The organism is Streptomyces sp. McG3, assembly GCF_018619185.1.
Classification (GTDB): domain Bacteria; phylum Actinomycetota; class Actinomycetes; order Streptomycetales; family Streptomycetaceae; genus Streptomyces.
This window is the reverse complement of sequence record NZ_JAAXYC010000235.1, coordinates 1-12,920: the sequence shown is the minus strand read 5'-3', so window position 1 is coordinate 12,920 and position 12,920 is coordinate 1. Positions and strand designations below refer to the sequence as shown.

10 protein-coding genes are annotated in these 12,920 nt (G+C 72.3%); 7 read left to right on the top strand and 3 right to left on the bottom strand.

What is annotated here, in order from left to right:
* A partial coding sequence (locus HET64_RS28655; RefSeq protein ID WP_215110053.1) for a PucR family transcriptional regulator ligand-binding domain-containing protein occupies positions 1-1,175 on the bottom strand: 1,175 nt, incomplete at its 3' end.
* Positions 1,176-1,302: 127 nt separating this feature from the next.
* Complete coding sequence (locus tag HET64_RS28650) at positions 1,303-1,647, bottom strand: MerR family transcriptional regulator (protein ID WP_215110052.1); 345 nt, start codon at positions 1,645-1,647, stop codon at positions 1,303-1,305.
* Positions 1,648-1,707: 60 nt separating this feature from the next.
* Between HET64_RS28650 and HET64_RS28645 the strand changes: the two genes are divergently transcribed.
* Positions 1,708-2,514 (top strand): aminotransferase class IV family protein, encoded by an 807-nt coding sequence (locus HET64_RS28645; RefSeq protein WP_215110051.1) that lies wholly within the window; start codon positions 1,708-1,710, stop codon positions 2,512-2,514.
* A gap of 56 nt (positions 2,515-2,570) precedes the next feature.
* On the opposite strand, the gene HET64_RS28640 is transcribed toward HET64_RS28645, so the two are convergent.
* Positions 2,571-4,373 carry a glycoside hydrolase family 15 protein gene (locus tag HET64_RS28640; protein ID WP_215110056.1) on the bottom strand — a complete coding sequence of 601 codons (1,803 nt, stop codon included), beginning with the start codon at positions 4,371-4,373 and terminating at the stop codon, positions 2,571-2,573.
* 443 nt (positions 4,374-4,816) lie between these two features.
* Between HET64_RS28640 and HET64_RS28635 the strand changes: the two genes are divergently transcribed.
* From HET64_RS28635 to HET64_RS28610, 6 genes are all read left to right on the top strand, one after another.
* Positions 4,817-6,484 (top strand): CTP synthase, encoded by a 1,668-nt coding sequence (locus HET64_RS28635; protein ID WP_215110050.1) that lies wholly within the window; start codon positions 4,817-4,819, stop codon positions 6,482-6,484.
* Between the two features lie 88 nt (positions 6,485-6,572).
* Entirely contained in the window at positions 6,573-7,199 is a 627-nt protein-coding gene (locus HET64_RS28630; RefSeq protein WP_215110049.1) for an NUDIX hydrolase, read from the top strand.
* A 226-nt stretch (positions 7,200-7,425) separates the two neighbouring features.
* Positions 7,426-9,558: an ATP-binding protein gene (locus HET64_RS28625; RefSeq protein ID WP_215110048.1), complete on the top strand. Its 2,133-nt coding sequence runs from the start codon at positions 7,426-7,428 to the stop codon at positions 9,556-9,558.
* 143 nt (positions 9,559-9,701) lie between these two features.
* The gene (ald, locus tag HET64_RS28620) at positions 9,702-10,817 is read left to right on the top strand and encodes an alanine dehydrogenase (RefSeq protein ID WP_215110055.1); all 1,116 of its coding nucleotides are present in this window, start codon (positions 9,702-9,704) and stop codon (positions 10,815-10,817) included.
* 368 nt (positions 10,818-11,185) lie between these two features.
* Positions 11,186-12,304, top strand: coding sequence for a ParA family protein (locus HET64_RS28615; protein ID WP_007448578.1), 1,119 nt, complete (start codon positions 11,186-11,188; stop codon positions 12,302-12,304).
* The gene (locus HET64_RS28610) at positions 12,301-12,867 is read left to right on the top strand and encodes a hypothetical protein (RefSeq protein ID WP_215110054.1); all 567 of its coding nucleotides are present in this window, start codon (positions 12,301-12,303) and stop codon (positions 12,865-12,867) included. Before HET64_RS28615 ends, HET64_RS28610 begins: the two co-directional genes overlap by 4 nt.
* Positions 12,868-12,920 lie beyond the last annotated feature (53 nt).

Sequence of the window (12,920 nt, the reverse complement as noted above, 5' to 3'; positions counted from 1 at the left end):
GCCCAGCGGTACATGGCGACCGACTCGGCCGCCGCCGCCACCCGGTCCGCGACCGCGGTGCGCTCGCCCTCCGAACGCAGCCCCACCAGCAGCGGAACCCGCCCCTCCACGGGCCGCACGCCGAGCAGCACCGGTACCCCGACCGAGGCCAGCTCCTCCAGGACCGCACGGGCCAGCACCGCCCAGTTGCCCGACGGGGACAGCTCGGGGGCCAGCCGCATCACCACCGGGAGCAGGGGGGTGTCGCCGGGCCGGAAGCCGAGCACCCGGGCCTGGGCGGGGGCGTCCTCCGGGGCGATCCGGCCCTCCGCGAGGTCGGTGAGGAAGTCGCCGCGGCCCCGGGCCGCCAGCTCCTCCTCCTGCCGGGCCTGCATCAGCACGACGGCGAGGAGGCCCGCCGCGCGCTCCGCCGCCATCCGGTGCACGGTCGCCAGCGGTCCGGCCACGGCGAGCAGCACCAGCCGGGCCCGTACCGCACCGGTCTCGGGCCCGCCGCCGGGCACGTCCACCAGCACCGCACCGGCCGGGGGGCTCTCCCGGGCCGCCCGGTCGCCGCGCATGCCCTCCCACACCTGGAGTGGGTCCGCGCCCACCGGGCCGGTGCCGGTGGACGCCGCGTAGAGGAGCCGGCCGTCGGGCGTCTCCAGGAAGACCGGGTTGGCGGTGAAGTCGGCGAGGATCCCGAGGACCTGCGGCACCCCGCCGCCGTCGAGCAGCGCCCGGGTGGCGCGCCGGTGCACCTCCTCCGCCTGCTGGAGCAGCGCGTAGTGCCCGTTGACGATCTCGGTGTGCACCTCCTCGGTCACCGCGACGAACGGCACCTCGCGGTGCAGCTGGACCAGCGGGAGCCCGGCCGTGCGGGCGGCGTCCACGATGGAGGCGGGCAGCCGGCCGAAGCGCGGGCCGAGCTCCACCACCAGGGCCGCGATGCCCCGGTCGGCGAGGCGGCGGACGAAGGCGCGCTGTTCGGCGGGGCGGGCGCCCAGTCCCAGACCGGTGGTCAGGAGCAGCTCGCCGCCCTTGAGGAGGGAGGCGATGTTCGGGACCTCTCCCGCGTGCACCCAGCGCACCGTACGGTTCAGCCGGTCGGCGCCGGCCACCACCTCCGGGAGCCCGGCGCGCAGCCCCGGCAGCTCCAGCGCCCGCTGCACGGTGATTCCGCTGTGGCTCTCCACGTACCGGCCCGCTTCCCTTGTGCCCCGCCCGTCGATCGGGCGGCCGTCCTGTTCAGGACGCTACCGCCCGGGGGCCGGGGCGCGCATCGCAGGGGAGCAGCGCGGACGCGCCGCCGCACCGGGCCGGTCAGGGTTTCGTCAGCAACCCCGCGAGCGTGCCCCGGCTCAGCCGCAGCTCCTCGATCCGGTCGTCCATCACCGCCAGCTCCCCGCCGAGGATCTCCCGCAGCTCCGCGCACCAGTCGAACGCGGGCCCCTCGCCCCGGGCACACGGCAGCACCTGGGCGATCACCTCGGTCGACAGGCCCGCCCGCAGCAGCGCCCGGATCTGCGTGACGGTCACCACGGCCTCCTCGCCGTAGTCGCGGTAGCCGTTCGCACCCCGCCCGGCCGACAACAGCCCCTGCGCCTCGTAGTACCGCAGCGACCGCGCGCTGACGCCCGTCCGCCGGGACAACTCCCCGATCAGCATGTGCCCGTGCCCCGTTCCCTCTTGACCTTGTCACCGGTGTCAGGCCCTAACGTCCGGACCATGAACCAGGATTCCCCGTACATCGTGCAGCTGAACGGCCGGACGGCCACCACCGGCGACCTCGCGCCGCTCGCCTTCGCGGGCCACGCCCACTTCACCGCCGTACAGGTCACGGGCGGCCGGGTCCGCGGCCTCGATCTCCACCTGGAGCGGCTCAGGTCCGCTTCCGCGGAGCTGTTCGGCCGGGCTCTGCCCGAGGACGTCGTGCGCTCGCGTCTGCGTACGGCGCTCCGCGACGGACCCGCCGATCTCTCGCTGACGGCCACGGTGTACTCCCCGGCGGGCGAGTTCACCGCGGCCGACGCCGAACCCGCGCTCCTCGTGCGCACCGGCCCGGCGTCGTCCGGGCCCGCCGGACCGCTCGCCCTGGCGGCCGTCCGCCACGACCGGTTCCAGCCGCACATCAAGCACGTCGGCGAGCCGGCCAAGACGCAGCTGCTCCGCGGGGCCGTCGCCGACGGCTTCGACGATGCCGCGTTCCTGGACGGGGAGGGCCGGTTCAGCGAGGCGACGATCTGGAACCTGGCCTTCTGGGACGGCGCGTCGGTGCTGTGGCCCCGGGCCGGCCTGCTGACCGGGACGACCATGGGCATCGTCCGCCGGCAGCTGGACCGGCTCGGGGTCGGACAGCGGACCGTCGCGATCACCCCCGACGACCTGCCCGCCCTCGCCGGAGCGGTCGTCATGAACTCCTGGACGCCGGGCGTGGCCGTCCACCGGATCGGCGCGGCCGAGCTGCCGGCCGCCCCGCCGTTCCTGGAACTCCTGCACCGGGCGTACGAGGCCGAACCGCTCACCGCTCCCTGACGACGCGCGACGGCCGCCCCGGAGAGCCCGGGGCGGCCGTCCTCACCGTCGGCGGCTCAGCCGACGTACGCGCCGCTCGCCGTCAGCCGCAGAGCCGTGTCGATCAGCGGGACATGGCTGAACGCCTGCGGGAAGTTCCCCACCTGGCGCTGGAGGTTGGAGTCCCACTCCTCGGCCAGCAGGCCGAGGTCGTTGCGGAGCGACAGCAGCTTCTCGAACAGCTGGCGCGCCTCGTCGACCCGGCCGATCATCGCGAGGTCGTCGGCCATCCAGAACGAGCAGGCCAGGAAGGCGCCCTCGTCGCCCGCCAGACCGTCGACGCCCGCGTTCTCGCCCTCCGTCGGGTAGCGCAGGATGAAGCCGTCCTCCGTGGACAGCTCCCGCTGGATCGCCTCGATCGTGCCGATGACCCGCTTGTCGTCCGGCGGCAGGAAGCCCATCTGCGGGATGAGGAGCAGGGAGGCGTCCAGCTCCTTCGACCCGTAGGACTGGGTGAAGGTGTTGCGCTCCTTGTCGTAGCCGCGCTCGCAGACATCGCGGTGGATGTCGTCGCGGAGCTGGTACCACCGCTCCAGCGGACCTTCGACGTCCCCGGACTCGACCAGCTTGATCGTCCGGTCGACCGCGACCCACGCCATCACCTTCGAGTGCACGAAGTGCCGGCGCGGGCCGCGCACCTCCCAGATGCCCTCGTCGGGCTCCTCCCAGTGCTTCTCCAGATACTCGATCAGCTTGAGCTGGAGGCCCATGGCGTAGTCGTTGCGGGTCAGCCCCGTCATGTGCGCCAGGTGCAGCGCCTCGGTGACCTCGCCGTACACATCGAGCTGGAGCTGGTTGGCCGCGCCGTTGCCGACCCGGACCGGACCGGAGTTCTCGTAACCGGGCAGCCAGTCCAGCTCCGCCTCGCCGAGCTCGCGCTCCCCGGCGATGCCGTACATGATCTGGAGGTTCTCCGGGTCGCCCGCCACCGCCCGCAGCAGCCACTCGCGCCAGGCGCGGGCCTCCTCCCGGTATCCGGTGCGCAGCAGCGAGGAGAGGGTGATCGCGGCGTCCCGCAGCCAGGTGTAGCGGTAGTCCCAGTTCCGTACGCCCCCGATCTCCTCGGGCAGCGAGGTCGTCGGGGCCGCGACGATGCCGCCGGTCGGCGCGTACGTGAGGGCCTTCAGCGTGATCAGGGAGCGGACGACCGCCTCCCGATAGGGCCCGTGGTACGTACACTGATCGACCCATTCGCGCCAGAACAGCTCGGTCGCCTCCAGGGACCCCTCGGGGTCGGGGAGGGCGGGCGGCCCGTGGTGCGAGGGCTGCCAGCTGATCGTGAACGCCACCCGGTCGCCGGGTCCGACGGTGAAGTCGGAGTAGGTGGTCAGGTTCTTGCCGTACGTGTCCGCCTCGGTGTCCAGCCAGACGGAGTCCGGCCCGGCGACGGCGACCGTGCGGTTGTCGACCTTGTGCACCCAGGGCGTCACCCGGCCGTAGCTGAAACGCATCCGCAGTTCCGAGCGCATCGGCACCCGGCCGCTGACGCCCTCCACGATCCGGATGAGCTGCGGCGCGCCGTCACGCGGGGGCATGAAATCGGTTACCCGTACGGTGCCGCGCGGTGTGTCCCACTCCGATTCCAGGACGAGGGAGTCACCGCGATAGCGCCGCCGGTCGGCGAAGGCTGGTTCTGTTCCTTCCGCTCTCGCGGGGCCCAGGCGCCAGAAGCCGTGTTCCTCGGTGCCCAGAAGCCCCGCGAACACGGCGTGCGAGTCGAAGCGGGGCAGGCACAGCCAGTCCGCTGTGCCGTCCCGGCAGACCAGGGCGGCGGTCTGCATGTCTCCGATGAGTGCGTAATCCTCGATGCGCCCGGCCACGTGCGTCTCCAGTCGAACGGCCATGTCGCCCCGTCAAAGGGCGCTTACTGCGGGTCAAGGGGGTCGTAGGGTCTTTCACCCGGGAAGATCCGACGAGTCCTGTACCGGGCGGGCGGCCTGGGTGGCGCCGCCGCCCGGCTGTCTCGGCAGCGAGTGTTTGAGCAGGATACGACGCACCACGAAGATCCGCGCGACGGTCTCCGCAACATCTCTGAGCTGATCGGGTGGGACGTGAAGTGGCTGGGGTGATGGTGTGACGCCCGTGTGCAGGGTGTGGCCGGAAGCAGCCTCCCGCCGTCGCTGTTACCCTGGTAGCCCGTGGACCGGTGGTCGTTCGCGACAGCGCACGAGGCCCCCGAACCGCAGCGACGGCGCCCCCGGAATCTCCGGTTCGGCCGCCGGTACGCACCTCAGAACCGCGACCACGGGAGCCCCCTTTGGCTATGCAGCCCACATCCACGACGACCAAGCACATCTTCGTCACCGGGGGTGTCGCCTCCTCCCTCGGCAAGGGTCTGACTGCCTCCAGCCTGGGTGCCCTGCTCAAGGCGCGGGGCCTGCGGGTCACCATGCAGAAGCTCGACCCCTACCTCAACGTCGACCCGGGCACGATGAACCCCTTCCAGCACGGTGAGGTGTTCGTCACCAACGACGGCGCCGAGACCGACCTGGACATCGGCCACTACGAGCGCTTCCTCGACGTCGACCTCGACGGCTCCGCCAACGTGACGACCGGCCAGGTCTACTCGCAGGTCATCGCCAAGGAGCGGCGCGGCGAGTACCTGGGCGACACCGTCCAGGTCATCCCGCACATCACCAACGAGATCAAGCACCGCATCCGCCGCATGGCCGCCGAGGACGTGGACGTCGTCATCACCGAGGTCGGCGGCACGGTCGGCGACATCGAGTCGCTGCCGTTCCTGGAGACCGTCCGGCAGGTCCGCCACGAGGTCGGCCGGGACAACGTCTTCGTCGTCCACATCTCGCTGCTGCCCTACATCGGCCCCTCCGGCGAGCTGAAGACCAAGCCCACCCAGCACTCGGTGGCCGCGCTGCGCAACATCGGCATCCAGCCGGACGCCATCGTGCTGCGCGCCGACCGCGAGGTCCCCACCGCCATCAAGCGCAAGATCTCGCTGATGTGCGACGTCGACGAGACCGCCGTGGTGGCCTGCCCGGACGCCCGGTCGATCTACGACATCCCCAAGGTGCTGCACACCGAGGGTCTGGACGCCTACGTCGTGCGCAAGCTCGACCTGCCGTTCCGGGACGTCGACTGGACCACCTGGGACGACCTGCTGGACCGGGTCCACAACCCCGACCACGAGGTCACCGTCGCGCTGGTCGGCAAGTACATCGACCTGCCCGACGCCTATCTCTCGGTCACCGAGGCGATCCGCGCCGGCGGCTTCGCCAACAAGGCCCGGGTCAAGGTCAAGTGGGTCACCTCCGACGACTGCCGGACCGCGGCGGGCGCCGCCGAGCACCTCGGCGACGTCGACGCGGTCTGTATCCCGGGCGGCTTCGGCGAGCGCGGGGTCGACGGCAAGGTCGGCGCCATCCGCTACGCCCGCGAGAACAAGGTCCCGCTGCTCGGCCTCTGCCTCGGCCTCCAGTGCATCGTGATCGAGGCGGCCCGCTCGCTCGCGGAGATCCCCGACGCCAACTCCACCGAGTTCGACGCCGCCACCTCCCACCCCGTCATCTCGACGATGGAGGAGCAGCTCGCCTACGTCGAGGGCGCGGGCGACCTGGGCGGCACCATGCGGCTCGGCCTCTACCCGGCCAAGCTCGCCGAGGGCTCCCTCGTCCGCGAGGCCTACGACGGCCAGCCGTACGTGGAGGAGCGCCACCGCCACCGCTACGAGGTCAACAACAGCTACCGGGCCGAGCTGGAGAAGAAGGCCGGACTGGTCTTCTCCGGCACCTCCCCGGACAACAAGCTCGTCGAGTACGTCGAGTACCCGCGCGAGACGCACCCCTATCTGGTCGCCACCCAGGCGCACCCGGAGCTGCGCTCCCGCCCGACCCGCCCGCACCCGCTCTTCGCGGGTCTGGTGAAGGCCGCCGTCGCGCGCCAGGTCGCCGCCGCGAAGGGCGCGGACGCGTAACGCCGAGGCACTACGGTTGACCGGGGTACGGATCCTGCGCGGATCGGTACCCCGGTTTCCGTTGGTTCGTGGGAGGACGTGGACGTACATGGGTATCCAGGACAAGCCCGAGGAGTGGCAGGTCACCGCGACCGCGACCCCCTTCACCGGCAACAAGACCAGCGTCCGCACCGACCAGGTGGTGATGCCCGACGGGTCCGTCCACGGCCGTGACTACCAGGTCCACCCCGGCTCCGTCGCCGTCCTCGCGCTGGACGACGACGACCGGGTCATCGTGCTGCGTCAGTACCGCCACCCGGTGCGCCACCGGCTCTGGGAGATCCCGGCCGGACTGCTCGACGTCCCCGGCGAGAACCCCCTGCACGCCGCGCAGCGCGAGCTGTACGAGGAGGCGCACGTCAAGGCCGAGGACTGGCGGGTGCTGACCGACGTCTACACCACGCCCGGCGGCTGCGACGAGGCGGTGCGCGTCTTCCTCGCCCGCGATCTCTCGGAGGCGGAGGGCGAGCGGTACGCGGTCTCCGAGGAGGAGGCCGACATGGAGCACGCCCGGGTGCCGCTGCCCGAGCTGGTCCGCTCGGTGATCGCGGGGGACGTCCACAACAACTGCCTGGTCGTCGGGGTGCTCGCGCTCTCCGCCGTACGCGCGGGCGACGGCGTCGACTCCCTGCGCCCCGCCGAAGCGCCCTGGCCGGCCCGGCCCTTCGAGGCCTGACGGCCCGACAGCCTGACGGTCCGTCTGCCGCCGCGCATCGCGCCCCCGATCGGACGATCACCACACCTGGCGATCGTAAAAAGTGAAGAAATGCTGATCCGATCGGGGGATGTTCCCCGTGCTCGGCCCCACTCCGCAGTGATCGTCGTCACCGCTGAACTACGCTCGAAACGCACCCGACCGGAGTTCCGGCGGGCACCGCGTGCAGCGAAGTGGAGCGTGGCTCGTGACCGATCAGGCGGTGGACACCAGCGGCCCGGCAAAGGCCCCGGGGACCGAGGAGCCGTCCGGCGCCGCCCCGTCCCGATTCTTCGGCCGCGAACGTGAGTTGAAGGCCCTGCGGGCGGACATCGAGCGCGCCGGACTCGACACCCTGGCCGGCCGCAAGACCCCCCGCGCCCGGGTCCTGCTCATCGCGGGACGGCCCGGCTCCGGCCGCAGCGCGCTCGCCGAGGAGCTGGCCGGAGCGCTCACCGGAACCGACGCCGCCGGGGCTGCCACGACCGCCACGGGCGCACTGCCCTGGGCCGTTCCCGGTACGGGCTCCGGCGACTACCCCGACGGGGTGCTCCGGGTCGGCCTCACCGACCCCGGCGGCGGGAGCGTCCCCACCGAACGCACCGCGGGCGAGATCCTCGGCCTCCTCGGGGTGGCGGTCCCGCCCGGCGCCGACCAGGACGAGCTGTCCGAGATGGTCCGCGAGGCCCTCGCCGTACGCCGGCTCGTCCTGGTGCTCGACGACGCGGCCGACGCCGAACAGGTCGACCCGCTGCTCCCGGAGAACCCGGACTGCCTGGTCCTCGCCACCGCGACCGGACCGCTGACCGGCATCCCCGACGTACGGCCCTGCACCCTCGGCGGACTGGAGGCGGGCGCGGCGGTGCGGCTGCTCGCCCGCGTCATCGGACAGGTCCGCATCACCGTCGACCCCCGCACGGCGGAGAGGCTGGCCGAGGAGTGCGGGGGCCAGCCCGCGGCGCTCACCCTGATGGGCGGCCTGCTCGCCGCGCACCCCATGGCCTCGGTCGCCGACGTCGCCAAGCAGTTGCACGAGCTCCCCGACCCCGGCGATCAACTGCCCACCGGCGCCCGCCCGCTGGCCCGCGCGTTCCGGCTCGTCCACGACTCCCTGCCGACGACCGCCGCCCGGATACTGCGTCTGCTGGCCCTCGCCCCCGCCGGGCTCGCCGACGCCCACACGGCCTCCGCGCTGGCCGGCTGCTCGGTCTCCGCCGCCCGCTCCACCCTCGACGACTTCGTGAAGCTCGGGCTGCTGCGGACGGACGGCGCGGCCCACCCCCAGTACGCGGTGCCCGGCTGCCTCGCCCCGATGCTGCTGGCCCTTCTGGAGGACCGGGACCGGCCGGCCGAGATCCAGCTCGCCCGCGCCCGGATGCTGGAGCGGACCGTGCGCCGGCTCCAGTCCTGCCGGGCGGTCACCGAGCCGGAGAGCTCCGCCGCCCGCCGCAAGCTCGCCGGCCTGCCCCGCTCGCTGCGCTTCCCGAACGCGGACGAGGCGGGTGCGTGGCTGCGGGTCCGCCAGCCCGCCCTGCTCGCATCGGCCCGGCTCGCCGTGGCGGACGGCGAGCTCGACACCCTGGCGCGGCGGCTGGTGGCGGCCCTGGTGCGGGCGCTGGCCGCGCACCGGGGGACGGAGGAGGCCGCCTCCGAGCTGTACGGGCTGCATGGACTCGTCCTGGACGTGGCGCTCCGCCGCGAGCTGCCCCGCGAGCAGGCGGCCGCCCTGCTGAACCTCGCGGACCTGGACGCCCGCACCGGCCGCACCCGGGACGCGCTGACCCGCTACCGGGCCGCGCTGGACGCCGGAAAGGCGGCGAAGGACCTGTACGCCACCGGCCGCGCGATGGAATCCGTAGGCGGCGCGTACGAGGAGCTGGGGGACTACCACCGGGCCGCCGACTGGTACGGCCGGGCGCTCGCCCAGCGGCTGACCCAGGGGGAGCGCGCCGACGAGGCCCGGCTGTACGGGCGGCTCGGGGCGGTCCACTCGTACGCCGGGCGCTACGGCGAGGCGCTGCGGAACTGGCGGGCCGCCGCCGCGGGCCACCGCAGGCTCGGCGATCCGGCGGCCCAGGCGCGGGCGCTCAGCGAGGCGGCCCGGGTCCAGGAGTACGCGGGCCGGCCGCACGACTCGCGCCAGACCTGCCGGGAGGCCGTCGACCTGGCCCGGCGCGCCGGTGATGTGCGGCTTCAGGCGGCGCTCCAGCTGCGGCTGGCCGACACGCTGGACCGGCTCGGGGACCCCGCGGCGGCCGGGTTGCACCGGAACGCGGCCGATAGATTGCTGGGAGAGGAGGCTCCTGCCTACGAAATCCGTAGTGCTTCGACAGAAAGTTAATGCTTTGTAAGGCTAGACAGCGCGAAGTCCTTCATTAGACTGGCTCTGCCGCGTTCCTCCGTGGCGTCTCCATTTATGCTGTATATGTCCGGGTGTGCACCGTTCTGCCCGGATGACCCTCCGAGCCAAGGACCGTGATCGACGTGAAGGTCGGCATCCCCCGCGAAGTCAAGAACAACGAGTTCCGGGTGGCGATCACCCCTGCCGGAGTGCATGAGCTCGTCCGCCACGGCCACCAGGTCGTCATCGAGCACGACGCCGGTGCCGGCTCGTCCATCCCGGACGAGGAGTACGTCGCCGCCGGCGCGCGGATCCTCCCCACCGCCGACGAGGTCTGGGCCGCCGCCGACCTGCTGCTGAAGGTCAAGGAGCCGGTCGCCGAGGAGTACCACCGCCTCCGCAAGGACCAGACCCTCTTCACGTACCTGCACCTCGCCGCCTCCCGTGAGTGCACCGACGCGCTGCTGGCCTCCGGCACCACCGCCATCGCCTACGAGACGGTCGAGACCGCGAACCGCGCCCTCCCGCTGCTCGCCCCGATGTCCGAGGTCGCGGGCCGCCTCGCCCCGCAGGTCGGCGCGTACCACCTGATGCGCTCCGTCGGCGGCCGCGGCGTGCTGCCCGGCGGCGTCCCCGGCACCGCGGCGGGCAAGGCCGTCGTCATCGGCGGTGGCGTCTCCGGCTGGAACGCCACACAGATCGCCGTGGGCCTCGGCTTCCACGTCACGCTGCTCGACCGCGACATCAACAAGCTGCGCGAGGCCGACAAGATCTTCGGCACCAAGGTGCAGACCGTCGTCTCCAACGCCTTCGAACTGGAGAAGGCCGTCGTCGAGGCCGACCTCGTCATCGGCGCCGTGCTGATCCCCGGAGCCAAGGCCCCGAAGCTGGTCACCAACGAGCTCGTCGCCAAGATGAAGCCCGGAAGTGTACTTGTCGACATTGCAATCGACCAGGGTGGCTGCTTCGAGGACTCGCGTCCGACGACCCACGCCGAGCCGACCTTCCAGGTCCACGACTCGGTCTTCTACTGCGTCGCCAACATGCCCGGCGCGGTGCCCCACACCTCCACCTACGCGCTCACCAACGCGACGCTGCCCTACATCGTGGAGCTCGCGAACCGCGGCTGGGCCGACGCCCTGCGCCGCGACGCCGCACTCGCCAAGGGCCTCAACACCCATGAGGGCCAGGTGGTTTACCGCGAGGTGGCCGAAGCGCACGGTCTCCCGCACGTCGAGCTGAGCACGCTCCTCGGCTGACGGGTCAACCTCCTCCGTCAACATCGCGCGTCCGGCCGGACCTTGCCGAGCAAGGTCCGGCCGGACGTGTATCGGGCCCTGTGAGGCCCTTGCGCAACTCGTGCCGAACGTAACCCTTTACCCGTTTCGTGCTGCGGTGAAATGTGCGGCTTGGTCGCTGTGCACCCTTGACAGCGGGGTGTTCGATTGCCGACACATCGGGCCGGGTCCGGCGGATTGTGTTGCTGCGGACCGGTGACACGCCATAGAGTCGCCAATCGTCGGCATGGTGCCACGCTGACCTATCGATAAGTTTCCTGGTCACGTCCAAGGAGGTAAGACGACTTGTGAATGAGTCGACAATTACTCCCGGGGGTGGTCAACCAGGGATGCCTGCACGGGGTCTGAGCCCGATCGGGCTCGAAGCTGTCGGCTCCGTCGCTGTCCGCACCTTCGCCACCCAACAGCACATGACGACAGCCCCCCAGATGATGGACGGCCTACACGTGAACGCCACGGCCGGCAACGAGAGCAGCCGGGACACCGACCGCTTCGCCGACTTCGCCGAGGTGCCCGAGGGGCACTTCTACGACCCCGACGCCGAGTACGAGCCCGATCCGGAGTACGCGGCCACCCTCGCGCCCGACGCCGCGCGTCAGCGCCGCGAGCGCATCGGCCCGACCGGACGGCCCCTGCCGTACTTCCCGATCCCGGGTCCCCTGACCGACCACGGCCCCGCGAAGATCATCGCGATGTGCAACCAGAAGGGCGGCGTCGGCAAGACCACGTCGACCATCAACCTGGGCGCCGCGCTCGCGGAGTACGGACGCCGGGTCCTGCTCGTCGACTTCGACCCGCAGGGCGCGCTCTCCGTCGGCCTCGGCGTCAACCCGATGGAGCTGGACCTCACCGTCTACAACCTGCTCATGGAGCGGGGCATGACGGCCGACGACGTCCTGCTCAAGACCGCGGTCCCCAACATGGACCTGCTGCCCAGCAACATCGACCTCTCCGCGGCCGAGGTGCAGCTCGTCAGCGAGGTGGCCCGCGAGTCCACGCTCCAGCGCGCGCTGAAGCCGCTGATGGCCGACTACGACTACATCGTGATCGACTGTCAGCCCTCCCTCGGCCTGCTCACCGTGAACGCCCTGACGGCCGCTCACAAGGTCATAGTGCCGCTCGAGTGCGAGTTCTTCGCCCTGCGCGGGGTGGCGCTGCTCACCGAGACCATCGAGAAGGTCCAGGAGCGGCTCAACCCGGAGCTGGAGCTCGACGGCATCCTCGCCACCATGTACGACTCCCGTACGGTGCACAGCCGCGAGGTCCTGGCGCGCGTCGTCGAGGCCTTCGACGAGCACGTCTACCACACGGTCATCGGCCGCACGGTCCGCTTCCCGGAGACCACGGTCGCCGGTGAGCCCATCACCACCTACGCCTCCAACTCGGTCGGCGCAGCCGCCTATCGCCAGCTCGCCAGGGAGGTGCTCGCCCGGTGTCACGCCGAGTGAGTCTGCCGGGGGCCGACGAACTGTTCCGTACCACCGGAGGCGGGATGGGCCTCCAGCCGTCCTCGCCGGCGGAACGGCGGCGCAAGGCGAACGGCGAGCCGCGGGTGCCCGCGCCCGCCGGGGAGAGCGACCCCTCCGGCCAGGCCCCGCCCGCCGACCGTGAGGAGCACACCGCGGCCGGTGACGACGGCGGCGACACGCGCGGCCGCGGCGGCGAGGGGGAGCGTTCCCCGTCCGCCAAGGCCGCCTCCGGCGAGCGCCCCGCGCCCTCCGCCGCCCCGGCCGAGCAGCCCCCGGCGGTCCAGCAGCAGCGCAGGCGCGGCGGCGGACGCGGCGCGAACCGCCGCCCCAGCGGCCGGGAACGCCACGACGAGAAGATCACGGTCTACGTCTCCGCCGAGGAGCTGATGGACCTCGAACACGCCCGGCTCGTCCTGAGAGGCGAACACGGCCTCGCCGTCGACCGCGGCCGCATCGTCCGCGAGGCGGTGGCGGTGGTCCTGGCCGACCTGGAGTCCCGGGGCGACGCGAGCATCCTCGTACGGCGGCTGCGCGGCCGCTGAGCGGCACGGCGCGGGTAGCCTGCCCTAGTCCCGCCGCCCGGCGGGACTAGGGC

Excerpts from the sequence above, each read along its gene's own strand:
- HET64_RS28630 (WP_215110049.1), top strand. The coding sequence starts at position 6,573 with ATGGGTATCCAGGACAAGCCCGAGGAGTGGCAGGTCACCGCGACCGCG.
- HET64_RS28650 (WP_215110052.1), bottom strand. The coding sequence starts at position 1,647 with ATGCTGATCGGGGAGTTGTCCCGGCGGACGGGCGTCAGCGCGCGGTCG.
- HET64_RS28645 (WP_215110051.1), top strand. The coding sequence starts at position 1,708 with ATGAACCAGGATTCCCCGTACATCGTGCAGCTGAACGGCCGGACGGCC.
- HET64_RS28615 (WP_007448578.1), top strand. The coding sequence starts at position 11,186 with ATGCCTGCACGGGGTCTGAGCCCGATCGGGCTCGAAGCTGTCGGCTCC.
- HET64_RS28635 (WP_215110050.1), top strand. The coding sequence starts at position 4,817 with ATGCAGCCCACATCCACGACGACCAAGCACATCTTCGTCACCGGGGGT.